This window comes from Klebsiella sp. SYXHC3, assembly GCF_057196925.1.
Window position 1 is genome coordinate 398,791 of the sequence record NZ_JBXUNG010000002.1, and the last position, 26,026, is coordinate 424,816.

22 protein-coding genes are annotated in these 26,026 nt (G+C 57.8%); 12 read left to right on the forward strand and 10 right to left on the reverse strand.

The genetic code is table 11. The annotated features are described in order from the left end of the window. Nucleotides 1–5: 5 nt before the first annotated feature. Complete coding sequence (glpG, locus tag AC2CGP_RS08870; RefSeq protein WP_015369350.1) at nt 6–836, forward strand: rhomboid family intramembrane serine protease GlpG; 831 nt, start codon at nt 6–8, stop codon at nt 834–836. A gap of 19 nt (nt 837–855) precedes the next feature. Beyond that, the gene (locus AC2CGP_RS08875; RefSeq protein WP_015369351.1) at nt 856–1,614 is read left to right on the forward strand and encodes a DeoR/GlpR family transcriptional regulator; all 759 of its coding nucleotides are present in this window, start codon (nt 856–858) and stop codon (nt 1,612–1,614) included. Nucleotides 1,615–1,620: 6 nt separating this feature from the next. Here the strand turns inward: AC2CGP_RS08875 and malT are convergent, their stop codons facing one another. Beyond that, nucleotides 1,621–4,326: an HTH-type transcriptional regulator MalT gene (gene malT / locus AC2CGP_RS08880; RefSeq protein WP_015369352.1), complete on the reverse strand. Its 2,706-nt coding sequence runs from the start codon at nt 4,324–4,326 to the stop codon at nt 1,621–1,623. Between the two features lie 621 nt (nt 4,327–4,947). Between malT and malP the strand changes: the two genes are divergently transcribed. Further along, nucleotides 4,948–7,338 carry a maltodextrin phosphorylase gene (gene malP, locus AC2CGP_RS08885; protein WP_213706542.1) on the forward strand — a complete coding sequence of 797 codons (2,391 nt, stop codon included), beginning with the start codon at nt 4,948–4,950 and terminating at the stop codon, nt 7,336–7,338. Nucleotides 7,339–7,348: 10 nt separating this feature from the next. Then, a complete protein-coding gene (gene malQ / locus AC2CGP_RS08890; protein ID WP_213706543.1) occupies nt 7,349–9,424 on the forward strand; it encodes a 4-alpha-glucanotransferase in 2,076 nt (691 codons plus the stop codon). Between the two features lie 253 nt (nt 9,425–9,677). Here malQ and gntT read toward each other — a convergent pair whose 3' ends face one another. From gntT to gntX, 3 genes are all read right to left on the reverse strand, one after another. Then, nucleotides 9,678–10,994: a gluconate transporter gene (gene gntT, locus AC2CGP_RS08895; RefSeq protein ID WP_015369355.1), complete on the reverse strand. Its 1,317-nt coding sequence runs from the start codon at nt 10,992–10,994 to the stop codon at nt 9,678–9,680. 343 nt (nt 10,995–11,337) lie between these two features. After that, nucleotides 11,338–11,913 carry a Fe-S biogenesis protein NfuA gene (nfuA, locus tag AC2CGP_RS08900; RefSeq protein ID WP_015369356.1) on the reverse strand — a complete coding sequence of 192 codons (576 nt, stop codon included), beginning with the start codon at nt 11,911–11,913 and terminating at the stop codon, nt 11,338–11,340. 58 nt (nt 11,914–11,971) lie between these two features. Next, the gene (gntX, locus tag AC2CGP_RS08905; protein ID WP_032706492.1) at nt 11,972–12,646 is read right to left on the reverse strand and encodes a DNA utilization protein GntX; all 675 of its coding nucleotides are present in this window, start codon (nt 12,644–12,646) and stop codon (nt 11,972–11,974) included. A 37-nt stretch (nt 12,647–12,683) separates the two neighbouring features. On the opposite strand from gntX, the gene bioH reads away from it, so the two are divergent. Together bioH and AC2CGP_RS08915 are read left to right on the forward strand one after the other, a co-directional pair. Further along, nucleotides 12,684–13,466, forward strand: a complete 783-nt coding sequence (bioH, locus tag AC2CGP_RS08910; protein ID WP_045375823.1) for a pimeloyl-ACP methyl ester esterase BioH — start codon at nt 12,684–12,686, stop codon at nt 13,464–13,466. 112 nt (nt 13,467–13,578) lie between these two features. Continuing rightward, on the forward strand, nt 13,579–13,848 hold the full coding sequence (locus AC2CGP_RS08915; protein ID WP_015369359.1) for a YdgH/BhsA/McbA-like domain containing protein: 270 nt from the start codon (nt 13,579–13,581) through the stop codon (nt 13,846–13,848). A gap of 100 nt (nt 13,849–13,948) precedes the next feature. Here AC2CGP_RS08915 and feoC read toward each other — a convergent pair whose 3' ends face one another. From feoC to AC2CGP_RS08945, 6 genes are all read right to left on the reverse strand, one after another. Continuing rightward, nucleotides 13,949–14,185, reverse strand: a complete 237-nt coding sequence (gene feoC / locus AC2CGP_RS08920; RefSeq protein WP_213759444.1) for a [Fe-S]-dependent transcriptional repressor FeoC — start codon at nt 14,183–14,185, stop codon at nt 13,949–13,951. Nucleotides 14,186–14,197: 12 nt separating this feature from the next. Further along, nucleotides 14,198–16,516, reverse strand: coding sequence for a Fe(2+) transporter permease subunit FeoB (feoB, locus tag AC2CGP_RS08925; protein WP_015703678.1), 2,319 nt, complete (start codon nt 16,514–16,516; stop codon nt 14,198–14,200). 29 nt (nt 16,517–16,545) lie between these two features. After that, nucleotides 16,546–16,773, reverse strand: a complete 228-nt coding sequence (gene feoA, locus AC2CGP_RS08930; protein ID WP_020077787.1) for a ferrous iron transporter A — start codon at nt 16,771–16,773, stop codon at nt 16,546–16,548. A gap of 386 nt (nt 16,774–17,159) precedes the next feature. Continuing rightward, nucleotides 17,160–19,490 (reverse strand): Tex family protein, encoded by a 2,331-nt coding sequence (locus AC2CGP_RS08935; RefSeq protein WP_213759443.1) that lies wholly within the window; start codon nt 19,488–19,490, stop codon nt 17,160–17,162. Nucleotides 19,491–19,590: 100 nt separating this feature from the next. After that, a complete protein-coding gene (gene greB, locus AC2CGP_RS08940) occupies nt 19,591–20,064 on the reverse strand; it encodes a transcription elongation factor GreB (RefSeq protein ID WP_015703675.1) in 474 nt (157 codons plus the stop codon). Nucleotides 20,065–20,149: 85 nt separating this feature from the next. Beyond that, on the reverse strand, nt 20,150–20,908 hold the full coding sequence (locus AC2CGP_RS08945; RefSeq protein ID WP_042893921.1) for a FadR/GntR family transcriptional regulator: 759 nt from the start codon (nt 20,906–20,908) through the stop codon (nt 20,150–20,152). A gap of 234 nt (nt 20,909–21,142) precedes the next feature. Here AC2CGP_RS08945 and AC2CGP_RS08950 point away from each other — a divergent pair, with 234 nt between their 5' ends. From AC2CGP_RS08950 to AC2CGP_RS08975, 6 genes are read left to right on the forward strand one after another with little or no spacing between them, the layout of a single operon-like run. Further along, nucleotides 21,143–21,883 (forward strand): SDR family oxidoreductase, encoded by a 741-nt coding sequence (locus AC2CGP_RS08950; RefSeq protein WP_142689324.1) that lies wholly within the window; start codon nt 21,143–21,145, stop codon nt 21,881–21,883. 35 nt (nt 21,884–21,918) lie between these two features. Then, entirely contained in the window at nt 21,919–22,770 is an 852-nt protein-coding gene (locus AC2CGP_RS08955; protein ID WP_015369367.1) for a fumarylacetoacetate hydrolase family protein, read from the forward strand. Continuing rightward, the gene (locus AC2CGP_RS08960; RefSeq protein WP_047079914.1) at nt 22,767–24,062 is read left to right on the forward strand and encodes an L-fuconate dehydratase; all 1,296 of its coding nucleotides are present in this window, start codon (nt 22,767–22,769) and stop codon (nt 24,060–24,062) included. The genes AC2CGP_RS08955 and AC2CGP_RS08960 overlap by 4 nt, the downstream gene beginning before the upstream one ends. After that, nucleotides 24,049–24,900, forward strand: coding sequence for an amidohydrolase family protein (locus tag AC2CGP_RS08965; protein WP_015703670.1), 852 nt, complete (start codon nt 24,049–24,051; stop codon nt 24,898–24,900). Before AC2CGP_RS08960 ends, AC2CGP_RS08965 begins: the two co-directional genes overlap by 14 nt. After that, nucleotides 24,884–25,660: an L-fucose dehydrogenase gene (locus AC2CGP_RS08970; protein ID WP_047042917.1), complete on the forward strand. Its 777-nt coding sequence runs from the start codon at nt 24,884–24,886 to the stop codon at nt 25,658–25,660. The genes AC2CGP_RS08965 and AC2CGP_RS08970 overlap by 17 nt, the downstream gene beginning before the upstream one ends. Beyond that, nucleotides 25,657–26,013 (forward strand): L-rhamnose mutarotase, encoded by a 357-nt coding sequence (locus AC2CGP_RS08975; RefSeq protein WP_015369371.1) that lies wholly within the window; start codon nt 25,657–25,659, stop codon nt 26,011–26,013. Before AC2CGP_RS08970 ends, AC2CGP_RS08975 begins: the two co-directional genes overlap by 4 nt. Nucleotides 26,014–26,026: the final 13 nt, after the last annotated feature.

Genomic DNA, 26,026 nt, shown 5'->3' on the forward strand with positions numbered 1-26,026 from the left:
GCTGTATGTTAATGATTACCTCTTTTGCCAACCCGCGCGTGGCCCAGGCGTTTGTCGACTATATGGCGACGCAAGGGGTCATCCTGACTATCCAACAGCACACGCAGAGCGATGTCTGGCTGGCTGATGAAACCCAGGCCGCGCGGGTGCAGGCCGAGCTGGCCCGTTTTCTCGAAAACCCGGCCGACCCGCGCTATCTCGCCGCCAGCTGGCAATCGGGGCATACCAATAGCGGATTGCATTATCAACGCTTCCCGTTTTTAGCTACCCTGCGTAACAACGCCGGGCCGTTTACGTGGGCGATTTTGCTGGCCTGTATCCTGGTCTTCATACTGCAAAACGTTCTGGGCGATCAGACGATGATGATCTGGCTTGCCTGGCCCTACGATCCTTCGCTGAAATTCGAAGCCTGGCGCTATCTTACCCATGCTTTCATGCACTTCTCGCTGATGCATATTCTGTTTAACCTGCTATGGTGGTGGTACCTCGGCGGTGCGGTGGAGAAGCGCATCGGTAGCGGCAAACTGGTGGTGATTACCATTATCAGCGCTCTGCTGAGCGGATTCGTCCAGCATCAGGTTAGCGGCCCGTGGTTCGGCGGTTTGTCGGGAGTGGTCTATGCATTAATGGGCTATGTCTGGCTGCGCGGCGAGCGCGACCCGCAGAGCGGTATTTATCTGCAACGCGGTCTGATCCTCTTCTCTTTAGTGTGGTTAGTGGCTGGATGGTTTGATGTTTTCGGCATGTCGATCGCCAATGGCGCGCACGTGGCGGGCCTGGCAGTCGGGCTGGCGATGGCGCTTGTCGATACGCTAAATGTGCGAAAACGAACGTAGAGATTCCCAGGGATATTTCATGAAACAAACACAACGTCATGACGCGATTATCGAGCTGGTAAAAAAACAGGGATACGTCAGTACCGAAGAGCTGGTGGAGCAGTTTGCCGTCAGCCCGCAGACTATTCGTCGCGATCTGAATGATTTAGCGGAACAAAAAATGATCCTCCGCCACCACGGCGGCGCGGCGATGCCTTCAAGCTCGGTCAACACCTCGTGGCACGACAGGAAAGCGACCCAGACGGCGGAAAAAGAGCGCATCGCGCGGAAAGTGGCGAGCGAAATACCCGACGGCGCAACCCTGTTTATCGACATTGGCACGACGCCGGAAGCAGTGGCCCATGCGTTGCTCGATCATAATGACCTGCGGATTGTGACCAACAATCTCAACGTCGCGAATACGCTGATGGTGAAAGACGATTTTCGCATTATCCTCGCCGGTGGCGAGCTGCGTAGCCGCGACGGCGGGATCATCGGCGAAGCGACGCTCGATTTTATCTCCCAGTTCCGCCTCGACTTCGGCATTCTTGGTATTAGCGGTATTGATAGCGACGGCTCGCTGCTGGAGTTTGATTACCATGAAGTGCGCACCAAGCGGGCGATTATCGAAAACTCGCGCCACGTGATGCTGGTGGTGGATCACTCGAAGTTTGGCCGTAATGCGATGGTGAACATGGGCAGCATTAGTATGGTCGATGCGGTTTATACCGATATCATGCCGCCCGCAGGCGTGCTGAAGGTGATTAAAGACAACAACCTGCAGCTGGAGCTGTGCTAAACGGCGTTATACGCCGTATCCCATCATTTTGAGCAACCGCTGGGCATGCTGAACGGCATCCTGGCGGTGCGCGACGCCCAGTTTCTGATATAGATTGCGAATATGCGTTTTAATCGTGGTGGCCGCGACATCCAGTTCGCCGGCGATCTGCTCGTTGCTGTAACCGGAATAGATAAGCCCTAACACCTGCCACTCGCGCTGGGTCAGCGGACTGGTGCGGATAAGCTCCGGCACTTCCGGGTGGTTCAGCAGCCGTTCGACGAAGCTCTCGTCGAAATGGGCGAATTTATGTCGATGATGCTGGTTAATATCGCGCAGGATACGCTGGGCGCGGTGCTGCTCCAGCTCCGGCAGCGTATTCAGTTGAATCAGTTGGCGCAGCTGCTGGGCCATGGCTTCGCCTTCAATCACGAAGTGGTTGATAAAGCCGGTGCGGTTAGCGAGGGTTAAAGCTTCCATTAACACTTTTTGCGCCTCGCCCTTGCGCTCCGCCTGCCAGTACAGCTGGTTCAACAGTAGCAGGTTACGGTTGATATCGCTCATCAGCCGCAGCGAGCGGGCATTTTCATTTAACTCTTCCAGCACCATTTCGGCGGAATCAAAATCACCGAGAAGGATCTGTGCGCGGGCAATGTTGCGCCACTGGCTTTGCAGGAAGTGGTTATTGGCGAATTCAGGTTTCGGCGTCTGGCGCAGCCAGTTGGCCGCTGCGGTTTTATCACCGGTCATCTGCCAGTAGATCACCCGCACTTTGTCGGCGTTAGAGACCCAATCGCTGTGATAGTGGCCGTTGCCCAGCAGATTTTCCAGGCGGTTTAATAAGCTGCGGGCGTTGTCGAGATCGCCGCGCGCCAGCGAGCACTGCACCATCAACGCCAGGCACTGCAACTGCTGCTGCGGCTGGTAGTTTGCCAGCACAGCGATGCCGCTGCGGGCACTTTCTTCTGCTTCATCAAGACGCGCCCACGCCCACAGCAGCTGCGCGCGGATGCGCAACAGGAACTCATGCATCGGCAGCTGTTCAAGATGCTGATCGCGGATAAGCTGGAAAGCTTTATCCTGAATCTCCCATGCCGCCTGCAGGAAGCCCTGGGCAAACAGAATCTCGCTCTGCTGGATCATGCTCCACAGGGCGTAGTGCCAGACGTCATGACGGCGAGCCATCTGTTCTGTTTGCTGCATCACCGCCAGCGATTTGCTCAGGTGGCCTTTGCAGTGCAGCACTTCGCCGTGAACGGAAGTGGCGACGATGCGGCTGTAATAGCTCGCCAGCGGTAGTTCATCCAGCGCCACCATTGCCAGACGCTCGGCTTCGTCCTGATCGCCGGCGTTGATAGCGACCTGCGCGCGCAGGGCGTTGAAATCGCCGTGCATTGCGGTATCCATTTCGACATCCATCTCCTGTTCGGCGCGGGCCAGCAGGGTATTCACTTCGCTATAGCGATGCTGGCTCTGCATCAGCCAGGCCTGCAGCAGGATCAGCCGTGGATTTTCCAGCAGGTTCGACCACGGCAGCGCCGCCAGCGATTGTTCCAGCAGACCCAGCTCGCTGTGGTTGAACATGCCCCAGGCGTGGTTGAGCAAAATATCGCGCAGCATGGCGGCATCGCCAGCGGCAAGCGCATGATGGATGGCTTCGGTAGGGAATCCCTGCGCCATCCACGCTTCGGCGGCGGCGCGGTGAATTTCCGGTAGCTCGGTGGCCATTTCCCACTGACAGCGCTGGCGCAGGAAGTTGCCGAATAGCGGGTGATAGCGGAACCACTCGCCGGAGTCATCCATCCGGTGCAGGAACAGCCCCTGACGTTCGATCTCTTCCAGTTGCATCTGGCCGTTCTCTTCGCCGGTGACGCGGACGATAAGCGCGTCATTCATCGAGCGCAGCAGCGAGCTTTTTAACAAGAAGCTGCGGGTACGGGCATCGACGTTATCCAGCACTTCATCGACCAGATAGTCGGAAAGGTGGCTGGCGTTAATCCCGGCGAGACGACGGGCGGAGTGCTGGGCTGAGGTGTTTTTCTGCCGGGCGGAGAGGGCGATGAGCTGCAGGGCGGTGGCCCAGCCGGCGACGTCATCGCACAGGCGACTGCTGTCATCGGCTTCAATGGGGGAGGCGAGGCGGCAGTCAAAGAACTGTTTCGCCTCCTGATGAGTAAAAGCCAGCTGTTGGCTGCCGATTTCCAGTAACTGCTCGCGCACCCGCAGATTGGCGATCCCCAACTGCGGCAGGTTGCGCGACAGCACTACCAGCGTCATGGTCTCTGGCTGATGGCGCAAGAAGAAGCGCATGGCGTCGTGGATCACCGGATTGGTAATCAGGTGATAATCATCAATGACCAGGTACAGCGGACGCTGCCAGTCGGCAAGCTCAATAAACAGCTGCGCAAACAGCGACGGCAGGCTGGCGTACTGGCGCTTTTGCACCATGGCTTCGCTGGCGGCGCAGTGGCCGCCTGTCGCCTGTTGAATCGCCGCAATCAGATAGCTGGCGAAGCGCTCTTGTTGATTATCGCCTTCATCGAGCGAAAACCAGCCAAGGTCATGCTTACCCGAAGCCCACTGCGAAACGAGCGTGGTTTTGCCGTAACCTGCCGGGCTGGTCACCAACGCGAGACGATAATTGTTCGCGCCGGAAAGTTTCGCCAGCAACCGTTCGCGAACCACAGTGTGTTCAAGACGGGATGGACGACTTAATTTTGACGGAATCAACATAGTTCACTTTTTCGCTGTGCAAGAAAGGGATGGGGATTTTTTTTGCGCTTCGTAATTAATGACTCCTAAGGTCGGCGATAATGAAAGTTATTGCAAGTTATGTCCAAAATTGATGCTCTTGAATTTGCTCTCGGTCACAATTTCTCGCTTCGGTTTTTAATTAGCTTTAAACCGGTACCAGTACGCGCCATGCCTCGGTTTACGACGGTTTCGTCCGGGACGAAATTACTTTACACAGTGTTTTTCGTAGTTGATTGTTTTTATTAAATTATCGTCAGTGGATTCTTAGGGTTAATCTATTTCACGTATTTTTGTCATGGCATCTTTTTATTCTGTCAGTGGTTTGTTTTTTATTTCACGATAATGGTACGAGCGAATTTTGCCTGGCGATATGAATTGCGCTGTAACAAATTTGCCGTTCGTTGCGCTGGCGAAATTATTGTTCTACACGCGCAATAAGGCGGCGAATTCCCGACGACGAGCTAACGTTAAAGTGGCCGCGATCACAATTTTCGCTCATCCCCGCTACTCCTCCCTGTCTAATCCCCCTCGGGAGGAGGCAGCGGCATCAGGAGGTCGGCACACTAAGGCTAACGTTTTAGTAAAGGACCAGGATTTCTTATGTCACAGACTTCTTTTAACCAGGCTCAGTTTCAGGCTGCACTGACGCGTCAGTGGCAGCGTTTCGGTTTATCGTCAGCCGCAGAGATGACTCAACGCCAGTGGTGGCGCGCGGTCAGCGGCGCGCTGGCGGAGCTTTTGGCGGCGCAACCGGCGGCGGAAGCCGTTAAAGGACAGCGCCACGTTAACTACATTTCGATGGAGTTCCTGATCGGTCGCCTGACCGGTAATAACCTGCTCAACCTGGGCTGGTATGAAGGAGTGAGCGAGACGCTGAAGGCGTACGACATCCAGTTGACCGACCTGCTGGAAGAAGAGACCGATCCGGCGCTGGGCAACGGCGGCCTGGGCCGTCTGGCGGCCTGCTTCCTGGATTCTATGGCCACCGTCGGCCAGTCGGCGACCGGTTACGGCCTGAACTACCAGTACGGTCTGTTCCGTCAATCCTTCGCTGACGGTCAGCAGATGGAAGCGCCGGATGACTGGGGACGCGGCAGCTATCCGTGGTTCCGCCACAACGAAGCGCTGGATGTGCAGGTGGGCATCGGCGGTAAAGTCAGCAAAAGCGGCGAATGGCAACCGGCTTTCGTGATTACCGGCGAAGCCTGGGATCTGCCGGTGCTTGGCTATCGCAATAACGTCGCGCAGCCGCTGCGTCTGTGGCAGGCGAAGCATGCCCATCCGTTCAACCTGACCAAATTCAACGACGGCGATTTCCTGCGCGCGGAGCAGCAAGGTATCGACGCCGAAAAATTGACCAAGGTGCTGTATCCGAATGACAACCATCTGGCGGGGAAAAAACTGCGCCTGATGCAGCAGTACTTCCAGTGCGCCTGCTCGGTGGCCGATATTCTGCGTCGTCACCATCTGGCTGGCCGCAAGCTGCATGAGCTGGCGGATTATGAAGTGATCCAGTTGAACGACACCCACCCGACCATCGCTATCCCGGAACTGCTGCGCGTGCTGCTTGATGAGCACCAGATAAGCTGGGACGATGCGTGGGCCATCACCAGCAAAACCTTCGCTTACACCAACCATACTCTGATGCCGGAAGCGCTGGAGTGCTGGGATGAGAAGCTGGTCAAGGCGCTGCTGCCGCGCCACATGCAGATAATCAAAGAGATTAACGACAGATTTAAACTGCTGGTGGAGAAAACCTGGCCGGGCGATAAGCAGGTGTGGGCGAAGCTGGCGGTGGTCCATGACAAACAGGTTCGCATGGCCAACATGTGCGTGGTGAGCGGCTTTGCGGTGAACGGCGTCGCGGCGCTGCACTCCGATCTGGTGGTGAAGGATCTGTTCCCGGAATATCACCAGCTGTGGCCGAACAAATTCCATAATGTGACCAACGGCATTACGCCGCGTCGCTGGATTAAACAGTGTAATCCGGCGCTGGCTGCCCTGCTTGATAAGACGCTGAAGAAAGAGTGGGCCAACGATCTCGACCAGCTGATCAAGCTGGAGAAGTACGCCGACGATGCCAAATTCCGTCAGGTTTATCGTGACATTAAGCAGGCGAATAAAGTGCGTCTCGCTGAGTTCGTGAAGCGGCGTACCGGTATCGACATCAACCCGCAGGCGATTTTTGATATCCAGATTAAGCGCCTGCACGAATACAAACGCCAGCACCTCAACCTGCTGAATATTCTGGCGCAGTATAAAGAGATCCGCGAAAACCCGCAGGCCGACCGCGTACCGCGCGTCTTCCTGTTTGGCGCTAAAGCCGCGCCGGGCTACTACCTGGCGAAGAATATTATTCTGGCGATCAACAAGGTGGCCGAGGCGATCAATAACGATCCGCTGGTGGGCGATAAGCTGAAAGTGGTCTTCCTGCCGGATTACTGCGTATCGGCGGCGGAAAAGCTGATCCCGGCGGCGGACGTCTCCGAGCAGATTTCCACGGCGGGTAAAGAGGCCTCTGGTACCGGCAACATGAAGCTGGCGCTGAACGGCGCACTGACCGTCGGCACTCTTGACGGCGCCAACGTTGAAATCGCCGAGCAGGTTGGCGAGGACAATATCTTTATCTTCGGCCATACCGTGGAAGAAGTTAAGGCGTTGAAGGCGAAAGGCTACGATCCGCTGAAATGGCGTAAGAAAGATAAGCTGCTGGACGCGGTGCTGAAAGAGCTGGAAAGCGGTAAATATAGCGGCGGCGACAAACACGCCTTTGATCAGATGCTGCATAGCCTGCTGCAAGGCGGCGATCCTTACCTGGTGCTGGCTGACTTTAGCGCTTACGTCGCGGCGCAGAAGCAGGTAGACGAACTGTATCGCGACCAGGAAGCCTGGACCCGTGCGGCGATCCTCAACACCGCGCGCTGCGGCATGTTCAGCTCCGACCGCTCTATTCGTGATTATCAGCAACGTATCTGGCAGGCAAAACGCTAAGGACAGGCCTATGGAGAATAAACGCCTTGATAATGCCGCGCTGGCGGCGGGGATCAGCCCCAGCTATATCAACGCGCACGGCCAGCCGCAGTCGATCGCGGCGGCCACCAAACAACGTTTGCTGGATGCTATGCATCGTACGTCTACTGCCGCGAAAGCGGCAGTAGAACCGCTGCCCAGCGTCAAGGTTTTTACCCACGGTAAAAAAATGCAGTTGCCGGTAGCGGGAAGCGGCGCGTTTCACTGGCTGCTGACGACCGAAGAAGGTAAGCAGTATCAGGGTGAGACGCGCGGCGGCGAAACGCTCGCTTTGCCTGGGCGATTGCCGACGGGCTATCACACCCTGACCCTCACGCGGGACGGCGAACGCTGGCACTGCCGGGCGATCGTCGCCCCGGCGCGCTGCTACGAACCGCAGGCGCTCAAAGAGGGCAAAAAGCTATGGGGCGCCTGCGTCCAGCTCTACACCCTGCGTTCTGAGGACAACTGGGGCATTGGCGACTTCGGCGATCTACGCGCCATGCTGCCGGAAATCGCCCGTCGCGGCGGCGCGTTTATCGGCCTCAACCCGATTCACGCGCTCTATCCGGCGAACCCGGAGAGCGCCAGTCCGTACAGTCCGTCCTCGCGCCGCTGGCTTAACGTCATCTATATCGACGTCAACGCGGTGGAGGATTTCCAGCGTAGCCCTGCCGCGCAGGCATGGTGGCAGCTTGCGGAAACCCAGCAGGCCTTGCAGGCCGCGCGGCAGACCGCTGATGTCGACTATACCGCTGTCACCGCGCTGAAGTTGACCGCGCTGCGTCTGGCGTGGGCCGAGTTTTCTACGCGTGAAGATGAGCAAATGGCGGAGTTCCGTCAGTTCGTGCTGCGCGAGGGCGAAAGTCTCTACTGGCAGGCGGCGTTTGATGCGCTGCATGCCTGGCAAAGCCGTCAGGATCCGATGCGCTGGGGCTGGCCGGCATGGCCGGAAGCGTATCAGAGCACGAGCAGCCCGCAGGTGAAAACCTTCTGTACGGAGCATGCCGATGAGGTGAGTTTCTATCTGTGGCTGCAGTGGCTGGCATATACGCAGTTCGCCGCCTGTTGGCACACCAGCCAGCAGGAGGGGATGCCGATTGGCCTGTATCGCGATCTGGCGGTCGGCGTCGCCGAAGGCGGATCGGAGACGTGGTGCGATCGCGAGCTGTATTGCCTCAAGGCTTCCGTCGGCGCGCCGCCGGACATCCTCGGCCCGCTGGGACAGAACTGGGGCCTGCCGCCGATGGATCCGCATGTAATGGTTGCCCGCGCCTACGAGCCGTTTATCGAACTGCTACGGGCGAATATGCAAAACTGCGGCGCATTGCGTATTGACCACGTGATGTCGGTGCTGCGTTTGTGGTGGATACCGTATGGCGAAACCGCCGACCATGGCGCCTATGTGCAGTACCCCGTGGATGACCTGCTGGCGATCCTGGCGCTGGAGAGCCAGCGGCACCGCTGCATGGTCATTGGCGAAGACCTCGGTACCGTACCGGTTGAAATCGTCGGCAAGCTGCGCAAAAGCGGCGTTTACTCGTATAAAGTGCTCTATTTCGAAAATGGCCCTGATAAAACGTTCCGCGCGCCGAAGGCTTATCCACAGCAGTCGATGGCGGTCGCGACGACTCACGATCTCCCTACGCTGCGCGGCTATTGGGAGAGCGGCGATTTGACGCTCGGGAAGACGCTGGGTCTGTATCCGGATGAAGTGGTGCTGCGCGGCTTATATGCCGATCGCGAACAAGCGAAGCAGGGGTTGCTGGATGCGCTGCATCGGCACGGCTGTTTGCCGAAGCGCGCCGGACATAAAGCCTCGCTGATGGCGATGACCTCAACGCTCAATCGCGGGATGCAGCGCTACATTGCCGACAGCAACAGCGCCCTGCTTGGCCTGCAGCCGGAAGATTGGCTGGAGATGGCTTCGCCGGTCAACATCCCGGGCACCAGTACCGAGTATCCCAACTGGCGGCGTAAGCTTAGCGTGACGCTCGAGCAGATGTTTGCCGATGCGCAGGTGAATAAGCTGATTAAAGATCTGGATAAGCGCCGCAAAGCCCGCTAATCCAGAGAGAATTCCCCGGTGGCGCTGCGCTTACCGGGGCTACGGTTGAGAGCCGAAGAACAAAAAGGGAACGAGGATTACACCACAATCCCCAGGACCGTAGGTCGGATAAGGCGTTAGCCGCCATCCGACAAAAAACGGCACCGCGGGTAGCCCGGATAAGGCGCTTTGCGCCGCTATCCGGGAACCGAAGAACAAAAAAGGCCGGGGCGCATGATGCGCACCCGGCCTTTTTTATCTCAGGGAACGAGGGTTACACCACCATCCCCAGCAGCAGACAACCAACCAGGCCGCACACGGAAATAATGGTTTCCAGTACCGACCAGGACTTGATGGTCTCGCCAATGGTCAGGTTGAAATACTCTTTGAACAGCCAGAAACCTGGGTCGTTCACGTGCGAGAAGATAACGCTACCGGAACCCACGGCGATTACCATCAGCTCCGGGCTAACGCCGGTAGTGGCAATCAGCGGCGCGGCGATACCACCCGCGGTGATAGCGGCAACGGTAGCTGAACCCAGCGCAATACGCAGCACCGCAGCGATAGACCACGCCATAAACAGCGGTGACATATTGGATTCGTGCATGATAGAGGCGATGTACTTATCCATGCCGCTATCCACCAGCACCTGCTTGAAGGCGCCGCCGCCGCCGATGATCAACAGCATCATGGCGATGATTTTGATAGAGGAGGTCAGCGTATCGTTGATCTGCTCCATGGAACGGCCGCGGTTCAGGCCGAAAGTGAACAGCGCGATCAGCACCGCAATCAGGGTTGCCATTACCGGATCGCCGAAGAACTCGGCCACCGGCAGGAAGGCGTGGCCCTTCGGCAGAACCATCTCGGCGACGGCGCGCATCGCCATCAGGATCACCGGTACCAGAGAGGTCCAGACGCTGACGCCAAAGCCCGGCATCTCTTCTTCAGTGAAGGTTTTCGGGTTGTGCAGGCCTTCCGGGATCGGCTTATCAATACCTTTCAGGAAACGGGCGAAAACCGGGCCGGCGAGAATAACCGTCGGGATAGCCAGAATTGTCCCGTAGAGCAGCGTTTTGCCCATATCGGCGTGGAAAATTGTCGCGATAGCGGTCGGTCCCGGGTGTGGCGGCAGGAAACCGTGGGTGACGGAGAGCGCCGCGGCCATCGGTACGCCAACGTACAGCAGCGGGATACGCGCGGAAGCGGCGATGGTAAAGACCAGCGGCAGCATCAGCACGAAACCGACTTCATAGAACAGGGCGAAACCGACGGTGAAACCGGTCAGTACAACGGCCCATTGAATATGTTTTTTACCGAATTTATCAATCAGGGTAGTGGCGATACGCTGCGCGCCGCCGCAGTCCGCCAGCATTTTACCGAGCATAGCGCCGAAGCCCATGATCAGTGCGAGGCTGCCGAGCGTGCCCCCCACGCCGTTTTTGATGGATACGATGACTTTATCCAGAGGCATACCCTGCATTAATCCGACGGCGAGCGCCACCAGAACCAGAGCGATGAAGCCGTTCATTTTGAAACGGATCATCAGCAACAATAACAGGGCAACCCCGATAGCTACGATGACTAATGGCATGATTTACCTGGCCTTAACTTGTTATGGGTAACGTTAAAGTCTGAACATCTACAGTATCCGTTCCGCAGAGGAACAAGGATGTCTTGCACCGTAAAGCTGGCTTATTCCTGACCCAGAAAAAGGATAGCTGGCTATTTTTTTGTCGGTGGTGCTTGCTGTGGATGATACGGGTAACATGTGAGCTTTGAGAATGCCCTGCGCGGGGTAAATTTTAAATATGAGACTTAAGTCATACTCTCTGCCGGGTTTTTGCCGTGATGGCTAGTCAGAAATGTTGTGCGGTAACATGCTGAAGGGAGAAGTCGCCCGGCAAACGGATTGTTGCCGGGCGAGAGGGGGAAGCTTAGTAGTAGGAGTGCTCGCCGCGCTGGTGTTCGGTCAGATCGCGCACGCCTTTCAGCTCCGGGAATTCGTTCAGCAGCTGCTTTTCGATCCCTTCTTTCAGGGTCACATCGACCATTGAGCAGCCGTTGCAACCGCCGCCGAACTGCAGGATAGCCAGACCGTCTTCGGTGATTTCCATCAGGGAAACGCGACCGCCGTGACCGGCCAGCTGTGGGTTGATCTGCGACTGCAGCAGGTACTCCACGCGCTCCATCAGCGGGGCATCGTCGGAAACCTTACGCATTTTGGCGTTCGGCGCTTTCAGCGTCAGCTGGGAACCGAGCTGGTCAGTGACGAAGTCGATTTCAGCATCTTCCAGATAAGGTGCGCTGAGTTCATCAACATACGCGGTCAGCTGTTCAAATTTCAGCGCCGTGTCGGTGTCTTCCACCGCATCCGGTGGGCAATAGGATACGCCGCACTCAGCGTTTGGGGTGCCGGGATTAATCACAAATACGCGAATTTGCGTCCCTTCTTCCTGATTTGCCAGCAGTTTGGCAAAGTGCGCTTGTGCAGCATCGGAAATACGGATCATAGCGTTGGCCTAATAGTTGACTATTTTACTGGGTTATAATACGCCCATCAGCGGGGGTCTACAAGGTACGGCACAAACACCATACCTGAACCGTCGCGGCGCCGTTTCGCAAAAGCAGGCGGGAAATCTCGGCGACGGTGCTTCCGGTTGTGACGACATCATCCACAATGGCGATATGGAGGCCCCGAACGGATAATTCAACCTGGAAAGCATTTTTCAGGTTCTGCTTACGTAATCTGGCGCTTAACTGATGTTGCGTTGCGGTACGCCGGCTTCGCGTCAGCGCATCGCCGCGCCAGGCGCAGCCCATCCAGCGCGCCAGCGGGCGACATAGCGCCTCGCTTTGGTTAAATCCCCGACGCCAATGACGGCGCTGCCACAGCGGCACGCTGACAATCCGATCCACTGGCGGCAGCCCGCAATTAAGGCGCAGGCGTAAAAGAAGCAGTCGCGCCAGCGCCGCCGCGAGTTCCGGATGACGGGCAAACTTAAACTGGTGTACCAGCCCGCTTAGCGGTGGGGCATAGCTATTCACCGTCACCAGCCGCTGCCAGGGCGGTGGTTTTTGCAGGCAGCGTCCACAGGGCAAGGCGGGCGCCAATGCCGGTAAACCGCACTGCGGGCAGAGCGATGGCGTGACGAGCAGCGAGGCGGTGCAGCGCGAGCACATCCCCCAGTGAGCCATGGCCAGCGGCATTTGGCATAGCCAGCATAAGCTGTGTGCTGTTAGCATAATTCCCCTCATAGTGATGGAAAGAGAACAGTAACTGATGAATGACATCTGGTGGCAAACCATGGGCGAAGGAAATTGTCATCTTGTGCTGCTGCACGGCTGGGGGCTGAATGCCAATGTATGGGATTGCATTACGCCGGAACTGGCTACGCATTTTACCCTTCACCTGGTGGATCTACCGGGCTATGGCCGCAGCGGTGGTTTTGGCGCCTTAACGCTTGAAGAGATGGCGCAGCAGGTCGTTGCAAAAGCGCCGGAGCAGGCTATCTGGCTTGGCTGGAGCCTGGGCGGGCTGGTAGCGAGCCTGGTGGCGCTGCAGCACCCGCAACGCGTGCAGGCGCTGGTGACCGTCGCTTCTTCGCCGTGTTTTGGCGCGCGCGACCAGTGGCCGGGGATTAAACCGGAAGTGCTGAGCGGCTTCCAGCAACAGCTGAGTGAAGATTTCCAGCGTACCGTCGAGCGTTTTCTCGCCCTGCAAACCATGGGCACCGAAAGCGCGCGCCAGGACGCCCGGGCGCTGAAAAGCACCGTTCTGTCGCTGCCGATGCCGCCTGCTGAGGTTCTCAACGGGGGGCTGGAGATCCTCAAAACCGCCGATTTGCGTCAACCGCTCGCCGCGCTAACCATGCCGTTTTTGCGCCTCTATGGCCGACTGGATGGGCTGGTGCCGCGTAAAATCGTTCCTCTGTTGGATGAGCTGTGGCCGCAAAGTGAGTCTGTTGTCTTCGAAAAGGCGGCCCATGCGCCGTTTATTTCGCATCCCCAGGCATTCTGTGAGCCTCTCATCGCGCTGAAAAACCGGCTGAATAATTATTTTTAGCGCCGCGTGGTAAATCATCAGGATCGGGCAATACTTAGGTTGTTGCGGTGGTTGATTATTTCGTTTTTGCCGCCGCAAACTAAAAATAACAACCTTATGGAGAGTAAAGGCTATGAAACTTGTTACAGGTATTGTTGCATCTCTGGTGATAGGCTCCCTCTCTTTTGGCGCGTTCGCGGCGAAAGAGATTCAAAAAGATGAAGTCGCGAAGATGAATCTGACCAAGGTCGGTAGCATCACGACTTCCCGTACCACGTCGCCGATGGACGCGAAGCGCGATCTGTCGAAGAAAGCGGATGAGTTGGGTGGTAAGTACTTCGTAGTGATTGCCGGCGAGAAGAACGAGAAGACGGTTCACGCGAACGCCGACGTGTATAAGTAAGCCTGATTTTCCCTGCCAGCGCTGCGCCTGGCAGGGCTAGCAAATCGCACCGCAGATAGCCCGGACAAGGCGCAACGCGCCGCCATCCGGGATGTCTTATTCAGCGCAAAGACCACCACTCCCGCAGACAGGCTTTCCCTTCCGGGCAACTTTTACAGCTGCCGGAAAGGCAGCCATCGGTATCTTCGGTCATCTTGACCGCTTTTCCCATCGCTTCCAGGCGGCTTAACATGGCGTCGATCAGCGGCCGTGGCGTATGCAGGCGGGCGCTCAGCTGAGCGGCTTCCATGCGCCCCTGCAGGGCCAGCATATCGCGAACGTCAATTAACGATGCCATGATGATTGCTCCTTAGTGGCAGTCGCCGGCTGGGCTCTGGCAGCAGGACGTTGGGGTTTTACGCGTCGCCAGCAGGGAAACATCCACCCGGCTACGCGCCCGACGCAACAGGCCAAAGACCACGACGTTAAACAGAATTACCGCCAGAATACACACCAGGCTGTAGCGCGGGTGTTGGCTAAAGCTCACGGTCTGGTAGTACAGCGTCGATAGCGAGTAGGCGATATTCAATCCCCACAACACCGAGAACATCATCCAACCGCGGCTGGACTCGCGGGCAATTGCTCCCATCACGGAAATGCATGGAATATAGAGCAGGACGAAGATCAGGTAGCTGTACGCGGCGGCGGCGCTGCCGAATTTACTGCCCATCACCCCCATGGCGCCGGTTTCCATTTCGCCATCGCCTTTGCTTGCTTCAATCGGGTTCGCCAGCACGCTCAGGCTAAAGGTGTCTTTCAGCCCCTGCCAGGTTTCATCGACGGCAGCTAACAGCTCGTCGCCAAGGCTAAACTCCTGTGGGTTAAACTCTTCATTCTGGATATCTTCCGCGGTGTAGAGGGTGTTCAACGTACCGACCACCACTTCTTTCGCCATCGCGCCGGTAAACAGGCCGACGGTTGCCTGCCAGTTATCTTCATGCACGCCAATCGGCTTAAACACCGGGGTAATCACCCGACTGACCGAAGCCAGCGCCGAGTCATTGATGTTATCGACCACTTTGCCGCTGAGCGAGAAGCTGTTCAGCGCGCTGAGGAAAATACTGACGATGACAATCACCTTACCGGCGCGCAGGACGAAGCCTTTCAGGCGCTGCCAGGTCTGGATAACCAGGCTCTTGATGTGCGGTACGTGATACACCGGCAGCTCCATCACGAACGGCGAGGCTTCGCCGCGCATAATGGTGTATTTGAGCATCAGGCCGGTGAGGATCGCCATCACGATGCCCAGTACGTACAGTGAGAAGACCGCCAGCGCGCCGTTCTGGCCGAAGAAGGCGGCGGCGAAGACCGCGAAAATCGCCAATCGGGCGCCGCAGGACATAAATGGCGCCATCATGATGGTCATCAGGCGTTCACGCGGCGCATCCAGCGTACGGGCGCCCATAACGGAAGGCACGTTACAGCCGAAACCGACGATCAGCGGCACGAAGGATTTCCCCGGCAGGCCTAACGCCTGCATCAGGCGGTCCATTACGAAGGCCGCGCGCGCCATATACCCGGAGTCCTCAAGGAAAGAGAGGAACAGGTACATCATGCCGATTTGCGGCACCAGCGGCAGCACGGTGTTGATACCGCCGCCCAGCCCTTGCGCGAGGAACACGGTCAGCCAGTCCGGGAAGTGCAGGGTGTAGCCCAGCCACTGGATGCCGTGAATGAAGATAGCCACCGAGCCGGCGTCGAAAATCGGCTGCAGGGCGCCGCCGATGTTGATAGCCAGCAGGAACATCAGGTACATCACGAACAGGAAGATCGGTAAGCCGAGGAAGCGGTTAAGGATAATTTTATCCATCGCCGTGGTGAACCGGCTCGGCTCAGCGGTCAGGGTGTTACTGACGGCATCGCATACCGCGGCGATACTTTGATAGCGGGCATCGGCGATATAGAGCGCCGGATCGTCCATCTCGCCGCTCAGGTTGGCCAGCGCCAGATCCAGTTTGTCGGCGGCGTTGCCGGCAAAGGCGCGGCTGTAAATATCGCCTTCCAGCATCTGCAGCCCCAGCCAGCGGCGCTGACGCAGCGGCATATCAGCAGGCATCGCCTGCGCCAGCATATCGGCTTCGCGCTGCAGAGATTGCGGATAGTGCACCAGTTCCAGCGGCTGATTTTGCTCATGGCGGTCAAGCGCCATTTTCAGCGCTTCAATACCGCGGCCGCGGGTGGAGACCAGCGGAATCACCGGGCAGCCGAGGCGGGCCGCCAGCGCGTCGACGTCGATGCGGATTTGCTGTTTTTCGGCAATATCGAGCATGTTTAGCGCGACGACGCAGGGAATACCCAACTCCAGCAATTGCAGAGTCAGATAGAGGTTACGTTCCAGGTTCGAGGCGTCGATGACGTTAATCAGCAGGTCGGCATCGCCGCTGAGAATATAGTGACAGGCAATTTGTTCATCGAGCGATGTTTGCGAGGAGATGGTGGTCAGCGAATAGGTACCCGGCAGGTCAACCAGAGTAACCTGGTGGTCGGTGGTGGTGAAGGCGCCTTCTTTACGCTCAACGGTGACCCCCGCCCAGTTACCCACCCGCTGGCGCGCGCCGGTTAGCTGATTAAATAACGTTGTTTTGCCGGAATTAGGATTACCAATTAAACCAACGGTTAATTTTTTCATTTTTCAGACTCTTAGTGCCGGGTCAGGTGTTATTGCGTAACCGCTTCCAGTTCAATTAACGCGAGGTCTTTTTTACGTAATACCAGGCTCACGCGCCGGGTCTCAATATGAATAGGATCGCCCAGCGGCGCCACGCGCACGACATGAAACGAAGAACCGGGCAACATTCCCAGGGAGAGCAGTTTCTGCCGATAAGCCGGGCTAATATCGCGGGAAAAACCGGTGATTTTCCACGCACTATCAGGAGTGAATTGCATAGGGCCTACTTGTTATCGCTAACCGAAAAGAGAATTTCCAGGCGCGGCTATTAAAGCGGCGCTGGGGACTATAGCCAACGAAGAAGAATAAAACTTAACTGATAACGATGATAATGAGAATGGTTTGTATCATCAATACATGGCATGGATAATAAATGCGTTTTTCATGGGTATTTGCTTATTTTTTGATATGACGCAAGAACGTCTCTGTAGCCAAAAATAAGGGAAAAATTAATTTCTTCACTTAATGTTTAATAAAGGTTTCATTGGTTAACAGAATGAAACTTTATAAATTTCGAACTTATTGAAAGGTTACTGGAATATATTAATCGAGGCTCAGGCATTAAAAAGCGGAAAATTGCCCCTCGAAGAGGGGCAGGGAAGGATTAGCGTTTTTTGCCCATCGCGGCGGCCAGCGCATCCATCATCGCGCTGTTGCCGGCTGGCTGAGCATCGCGACCGCGCGGCTTCGCCGCTTTTGCCGCCGGGCGGTTACCCTGCGGGCGATCGTTGCCGCCGCCGCGGCGCGCGTTGCTGTCGCCCGGTTGTTCATCGAGGCGCATCGTTAACGCGATGCGTTTACGCGGCAGGTCCACTTCCATCACCTTCACTTTGACGATATCGCCCGCTTTGACCACGGTATGCGGGTCTTCAACGAACTTATTCGACAGCGAAGAGATGTGGACCAGGCCATCCTGGTGCACGCCGATATCGACGAAGGCGCCAAAGTTGGTGACGTTGGTGACCGCACCTTCCAGAATCATCCCCGGCAGCAGGTCGTTCATCGTCTCAACGCCGTCGGCGAACTGGGCGGTTTTAAACTCAGGGCGCGGATCGCGGCCCGGTTTTTCCAGCTCTTTGATGATATCGGATACCGTCGGCACCCCGAACTTATCATCGGTAAAATCAGAGGCTTTCAGGTTGCGCAGTTCGCTACTGTTGCCCATCAGATCTTTCAGCGCCTGCTGGGTAGCGGCCAGAATACGCTCGACCACCGGGTAGGCTTCCGGGTGAACGGTCGAGGCGTCCAGCGGGTTGTCGCCGTGGTTAATGCGCAGGAAGCCGGCGCACTGTTCAAAGGCTTTTGGCCCCAGACGGCTTACCTTCAGCAACTGCTGGCGGTTGTGGAACTGGCCGTTCTCGTCGCGCCAGGCGACGATATTCTGCGCCATCATACGGGTCAGGCCCGCGACGCGGGTCAACAGCGCCACCGAGGCGGTGTTAAGGTCGACGCCAACGGCGTTTACGCAGTCTTCCACCACCGCATCCAGCTTACGCGCCAGTTGCGTCTGGCTAACGTCATGCTGATACTGGCCGACGCCGATTGATTTCGGATCGATTTTCACCAGCTCGGCCAGCGGATCCTGCAGACGGCGGGCGATAGAGACCGCGCCGCGTAGGGAAACATCGAGGTCCGGGAACTCCTGCGCCGCCAGTTCGGAAGCCGAGTAGACCGACGCGCCGGCTTCGCTGACGATCACCTTCTGGGCGGTCACTTTCGGGAACTGTTTTTGCACGTCGAGGAAGAAACGCTCGGTCTCGCGGGAAGCGGTACCGTTGCCGATAGCCACCAGCTCAACGTTATGTTTTTCGCACAGCGCCGCCACGACGACGGCGGCTTTAGCCGCCTGGCCGGTATGCGGGTAGATGGTATCGGTGGCCACCAGTTTGCCGGTGCTGTCGACTACCGCCACTTTGACGCCGGTACGCAGGCCTGGGTCAAGACCCATGGTGGCGCGCAGGCCGGCAGGCGCGGCCATCAGCAGGTCATGGAGATTACGGGCGAATACGTTAATCGCTTCGTCTTCCGCGCGTTCGCGCACGGTGCCCATTAATTCGGTTTCGAGGTGCATCAGCACCTTGATGCGCCAGGTCCAGCTGACGACGCCTTTGCGCCAGCTGTCCGCCGGGGCGTTATTCAGGCGCAGGCCGAGATGATCGATAATGATCTGCTCGCAGTGGCTCTCTTTCGGTGGCTCATCAAACTGCGGGTCGGCGTTGAGCGACAGCTGCAGCACGCCCTCATTGCGCCCGCGGAACATCGCCAGCGCGCGGTGCGACGGCACGGAAGCGATCGGTTCATGGTGGTCGAAGTAATCGCGGAATTTAGCGCCTTCTTCTTCCTTGCCGCTGACGACGCTGGCCACCAGATGGGCGTTTTTCCACAGATAATCACGTACTTTCGCCAGCAGGGCGGCGTCTTCCGCGAAGCGTTCCATCAGGATATAGCGCGCGCCGTCGAGAGCGGCTTTGCTATCCGCCACGCCTTTATCGGCATCGATATAGTTTGCCGCTTCGGTTTCCGGATCGTGGGAAGGCTCATTCCACAGCAGATCGGCCAGCGGTTCGAGACCGGCTTCAATGGCGATTTGCCCGCGGGTGCGGCGTTTAGGTTTGTACGGCAGGTAGAGATCTTCGAGCTCGGTTTTGCTGAGGGTGGCGTTGATGGCTTTTTCCAGCGCTTCGCTGAGCTTGCCCTGTTCGCCGATCGATTTGAGGATCGCCTGGCGGCGGTCTTCCAGTTCGCGCAGATACCCGAGGCGAGTTTCCAGATTACGCAGCTGCGTGTCATCCAGACCGCCGGTGACTTCCTTACGATAACGTGCAATAAACGGCACGGTGTTCCCTTCATCAAGCAGGCGAACGGCAGCTTCTACCTGTTCGGCTCTGGCCTGAAGTTCACCCGCAATAATGCGGCAGAGCGAATCATTCATCATCGGTTTTATTCATCATTAGGGTCAAAAATCAGGGGATAGTTATACGGGCTGCCAGGCTAAAATGCCAGCCGCGACCGGGTTCTCTCGGAATGTTCCGGCGCTATTTCACGTATTCAATTTCATTGACGTACCAGCTGGCTTCGCCAGCCGGAGTGTTAACGATAGCCAGGTCGCCCACCTCTTTCTTCAGTAAAGCGCGCGCCATTGGCGAATCGATGGAGATATAGTCTTTGCGGCCGAAGATTTCATCGTAGCCGACAATGCGAAAGCGCTTGGTATCGCCATCGTCGTTCTCGATCTCCACCCACGCGCCGAAGAACACTTTGCCTTCCTGCTGCGGGGAATAATCGACGATTTTGAGATTTTCCAGACACTTGGTGAGATAACGCACCCGGCGGTCAATTTCGCGCAGGCGCTTTTTATTGTACTGATAATCGGCGTTTTCACTGCGGTCGCCAAGACTCGCCGCCCAGGTCACTTTCTTGGTGACTTCCGGGCGCTCTGTACGCCACAAGTAATCCATCTCTTGCTTCAGTTTTTCATACCCTTCACGGGTGATCAGCGGCGTTTTCATCTGTGGTTCATCCAAAATAATCTCGTCCCGCCGTACCTTAACCAGCCGTTTCGGCAAGGTAAAGCGCCAGGCGCAGAAATCACGGCTACTGGCTGCGGGTAAAAATGGTAATCACCTGATCAATATGATTTTTCATTGCTTTCTTTGCCGCACGTACGTCGTGGGCCGCAATGGCTTCAAGGATCGCGCGATGCTCCTGTTCCGAGCGATGCGGCATATCGTCCGGGGTGTAATGGCGCTGCAGCATGCGGAACATACTGCCGTAGCGGTGGCCGAGCAGGTGGCCGATGATAAACGCGTACGCCGGGTTGCCGCTGGCCTGAGCGATACGGATATGGAACAGGCGGTCGCCGGGATGGGTGGTTGAACCGGCACGGTTATCGCGACAGTTTTGCTCAAAGGCCTCGCGGATAGCGGCCAGCTCTTCGGGGCTGGCGTGGCGTGCCGCCAGCGCGGCGGTTTCCGGTTCGATTAACAGGCGCGCCTGCAGCAGAGAAAAGGGCGGTAGTTCGGCGTTAAAATCGAGGTCTATGTTGAGTTCGTCGTCGATCTCCGTCCACTGGTCGCGACCGGCCTGCGCCATCACCGGCTCTTTGGTGGCGACGAGCGGCGTTTGCGATTTGACGATTACCCCGTTGCCTACGCGCACGTCCACCAGGCCAATCACCTCCAGCGCAATCAGCGCTTCACGTACCGATGCGCGGCTGACGTTCAACTGCTGGGCTAAATCTCGCTCAGACGGGAGACGGCTGCCGGGCGGAAATTCGTTGTTCTCAATTAATCGCTTGAGTTGGTCTGCTATCTGTCTGTAAATCCTTGGGTTTTCCAGTCTGGTAATCGGCATGTTTCACCTTTGCTCATGCGATAGACAGTGATAAAGCGCACAAATATTGGCCAGCACACTTGAGTGTTTGTTAGTCGAGTGTAATTAATTGGTTAACCAATGTGCCGTTTGTGGCCGTTTTTGCAACATCTAAGCTTCACGATAGCGGGTTATGCCTGACTTGTCATGCGAAAGGTCAGGCCTTTGACTACCACCAATGGCCTGACCATTAGTCCTTTAGACCAGGGGAGAGAAATGGAACTAACCGGAAAACGCGTTCTGATTACCGCCGCAGGGCAGGGGATTGGCAACAGCTGCGCGCGGCTGTTTGCCGCCGCCGGCGCGGAAGTGATTGCCAGCGATATCAACATTGCCGGATTGAGCGATATCCCCGGCGTACAGCCGCTGCAGCTGGATGTCACCCGCGCGGATGCGATTGCCGCCGCCGCGGAAACGCTGGGCCCGCTGGATGTGTTGTTCAACTGCGCCGGGGTGGTGCATAGCGGCAGCATTCTTGAATGTAGCGAGCGGGAGTGGCAGTTCGCCCTCGATCTGAACGTCACCGCCATGTTCCACACGATTCGCGCCTTTTTGCCGGCGATGATCGCCCGCGGCGGCGGCTCGATTATCAACATGTCATCGGTAGCTTCCAGCGTGAAAGGAGTACCAAACCGCTTCGCCTACAGCGCCAGTAAAGCGGCGGTCATTGGCCTGACCCGCTCGGTAGCGGCGGATTTCGTCACCCAGGGCATTCGTTGTAATGCGATTTGTCCGGGCACCGTCGATTCACCTTCCCTACGCGGACGTATTGCCGAACAGGCGCGCGAGCAGGGGCTGAGCGAAGAGGCGGTTTATGAGGCGTTTGTCGGCCGCCAGCCCATTGGCCGCATCGGCAAGCCGGAAGAGATCGCCCAACTGGCGCTGTACCTGGCTTCCGACGCCAGCGCCTACACCACCGGCACGGTGCAGATTATTGACGGCGGTTGGAGCAACTAACCGCGCGGCGCTTTATTTCACTATCAGGAAAACGCATGAAATTACTTCGTTTTGGCAATCCCGGCAGCGAGCGTCCGGGCGTACTCGATAACGACGGCCGCCTGCGCGACCTGTCGCAATATATTAGCGATCTGCGCGGCGACGCGCTGCTGCCGGAGAGTCTGGCGCGTCTGCGCCAGCTGGATCTCTACAGCCTGCCGCTGGTTGAAGGCAATCCGCGTATTGGCGCCTGCGTTGGCGGTATCGGTAAGTTTATCTGCATCGGCCTGAACTATGCCGATCACGCCGCGGAGACCGGCGCCGATATTCCGCAGGAGCCGGTGGTATTCAGCAAGTGGACCAGCGCGGTGGTTGGCCCAAACGACAACGTGATTATCCCGCGCGGTTCGCAAAAGACCGACTGGGAAGTCGAATTAGGGGTAGTGATTGGCAAAGGCGGGCGCTATATCGACGAGCGCGACGCCATGCAGCACGTTGCTGGCTACTGCGTGATTAATGACGTCTCCGAACGTGAGTATCAAATTGAGCGCGGCGGCACCTGGGATAAGGGCAAAGGCTGCGACACGTTCGGGCCGACCGGCCCCTGGCTGGTCACCGCCGATGAAATCCCCGATCCCAACGCGCTTAACCTGTGGCTGGAGGTCGACGGCAAGCGCTATCAGGACGGCAACACCCGCACCATGATTTTCAAAGTGCCCTATATCATCAGCTACCTGAGCCGCTTTATGAGCCTGCAGCCGGGCGATGTCATCTCCACCGGTACGCCGCCTGGGGTGGGTATGGGCCAGAAACCGCAGCCGGTTTATTTACGCGCCGGCCAGACTATTCGTTTGGGCATTGAAGGGTTGGGCGAACAGCAGCAGCTGACCGTGGAGGACAAACAATGACGCAAATTACCGCCCTGCGGGTAGAGGATATTCGCTTCCCCACTTCGCAGCAGTTGGACGGCTCCGATGCGATGAATCCCGACCCGGATTACTCCGCCGCCTACGTGATCCTCGAAACCGACAATCCTAAGCTCACCGGTCACGGGCTGACCTTCACCATTGGCCGCGGCAACGAAATTTGCTGCGCGGCGATTCAGGCGCTGGAGCATTTAATCGTCGGCGAGCAACTCGAGACGATCGCCGCCGATATGGGCGCCTTCTGGCGGCGCTTTACCAGCGATAGCCAGCTGCGCTGGATTGGCCCGGACAAAGGGGCGATTCACCTGGCGACCGGCGCGGTGGTCAATGCGGTGTGGGATCTGTGGGCGAAGGCCGAAGGCAAACCGGTCTGGCGACTGGTCGCCGATATGAGCCCGGCCGAGCTGGTACGCTGTATCGATTTTCGCTACATCACCGACTGCATTACCCCGGAGGAGGCGTTGCGCCTGCTGGAAAGCCGTGAAGAGGGTAAAGCCCAGCGGCTTGAACAACTGCAGACGCAGGGTTATCCGTGCTACACCACCTCAGCGGGCTGGCTGGGATACGGTGATGAAAAACTGCGTCGCCTGTGTCAGCAGGCGGTGGACGCCGGTTTCTCGCATATCAAGCTGAAGGTCGGGCGCGATATTGAAGATGATATCCGCCGCGTGCGCATTGCCCGGGAAGTGATTGGCCCCGAGCGGAAATTGATGATTGATGCCAACCAGGTATGGGAAGTGGACGCCGCCATTCCATGGGTCAAAGCGTTGGCCTTCGCCAACCCGTGGTTTATCGAAGAGCCGACCAGCCCGGATGATATCGAAGGCCACCGCAAGATCCGCGAAAACATCGGCGCGGTGAAGGTCGCCACCGGCGAGATGTGCCAGAACCGGATTATGTTCAAACAATTCATTATGCGCGGCGCGATTGACGTGGTGCAGATCGATGCCTGCCGGTTAGGCGGCGTCAACGAAGTGCTGGCGGTGATGCTGATGGCGGCGAAGTACAACCTGCCGGTTTGCCCGCACGCCGGCGGCGTCGGACTGTGCGAATACGTCCAGCACCTGTCGATGATTGACTACCTGTGCATCGCCGGTACCCATGAAGGGCGGGTGATTGAGTTTGTCGACCATCTGCACGAGCACTTCCTGCACCCTTGCGAAATCCGCGGCGCAGCTTATATGCCGCCGCAGGCGCCGGGCTACTCGATTGAAATGCATCAGGCTTCTATCGAGCAGTACCGCTACCGTGGAGAAGCGCATGTTGCGCATTGACGCCCACCACCACTACTGGCGCTATCAGCCACAGGATTACCCGTGGATTGATGACGACATGCCGCAACTGCGCCGGGATTTTTACCCTCCGCAGCTCCAGCCGCTGCTGGCGCAGCACCGGCTCGATGGCGCGGTGGTGGTGCAGGCGCGTCATGATGAAAACGAAACCGCCTGGCTGGTGGCGCAGGTTTCTCAGGCGGTTGGCGTATGCGGCGTAGTGGGCTGGCTGGATATTACCGCCGCGGATCTCGAGGACAAGCTGACGCAGTGGCGCGACCAGCTGTGCGGGTTGCGCCATCAGGTGCAGGATGAAGCCGACCCGGCAGCGTGGCTTGAGCGCGAGGCGGTCTCGCGAGGAATGCAGCAGTTGCAGCGCCAGGGCTATAGCTGGGATCTGTTGGTTACCCATCGTCATCTCGCGGCGGCGGCACGCTTTGCCGCCCGCCACGATGATCACTGGCTGGTACTCGACCATTTCGGCAAGCCGGATATCGCGCGCGGCGCGGCCTACTGGGCTGAACAGGCGCGGCCGCTGGCGGCGCTACCGCACGTGGCGCTTAAGCTTTCTGGTCTGGTGACCGAGGCCGCGGGCGGATGCTGGACCGAGCAGCAACTGCTGCCTTTCTTCGACGCCGCGCTGGAGCTGTTTGGCCCGCAGCGGCTGATGTTTGGTTCCGACTGGCCGGTATGCCTGCTGGCGGCGGAGTACCGCCAGGTTTACCAGCTGTGCGAAACGGCGCTGGCCCCGCTGACGGAAACGCAGCGGTCAGCTATCTGGGGCGGCACTGCCTGTCGGGTTTATGGTTTAACGGAGGCGAAGCGTGGATCTATTTCTTAAAGACAAAGTGGTTATCGTCACCGGCGGCGGCTCGGGGATCGGCGCGGCCGTGACGCAACTGCTGGCGGAAGAGGGGGCGGTGCCGGTCATCGTCACTAACGCCCAGCCAGAGCAGGGGTTTATGGATAGGCTGAAGCAAATCGCGCCGCAAAGTGAGCTGATTATCGCCGACCTGTGCCAGGAGGCTGAATGCGCCGGGGCGGTAGGCCAGGTGCTGGCGCGCTTTGGTCGTATTGATGCGCTGGTGAATAACGCCGGAGTGAACGATGGCGTAGGGCTTGAGGCCGGGCGTGAGGCGTTTCTCGGATCGCTTGAGAAAAACCTGATCCACTACTACCAAATGGCCCACCTGTGCCGCGAGGCGCTGGAGGCGGCGCGGGGGGCTATCGTCAATATCGCCTCGAAAACCGCGCTCAGCGGCCAGGGCGGCACCAGCGGCTATACCGCGGCGAAAGGGGCGGTGCTGGCATTAACCCGTGAATGGGCGGTATCGCTGCGCGAGAGCGGCGTGCGGGTCAACGCGGTGGTGCCGGCAGAAGTGCTGACGCCGCAGTACCAGCGCTGGATAAATACCTTCCCTGACCCGCAGCGGCAGATGGCGGCGATTAACCAACGCATCCCGTTGGGCAAACGCATGACCACGCCGGAAGAGATCGCCAATACCGTGGTGTTTCTTATCTCCTCGCGCGCGTCGCACACTACCGGGCAGTGGTTATCGGTGGACGGCGGATATTTGCATCTCGATAGGGCGCTGTCATGAGCGTTACCGCCGCGCGGCGGCGACTGTGTCAGGCGCTGGATTTGGTCGATTCGGCAGAGAAAATTGCCGAATACCAGCGTCTGCATGAACGTATCTGGCCGGAAGTCGCCGGGCATCTGCGCGCCCATGGCGTGCTGGATATGGAGATTTACCGGCTTGGTACGCGGCTGTTTATGGTGATGGAGGTCGCCGGGGATTTCGATGGCGAACGCTTTGCTCAGCACAGCCTGAACCACCCGGTCATTCAGCGCTGGGAAGCGCTGATGTGGCAATACCAGGTTCCCACCCCCTGGACGCCGGCAGGCGAAAAATGGGTGTCGATGGAGCGCATATTCTCTTTGCAGGATCAATAAAACAACTCTGTAC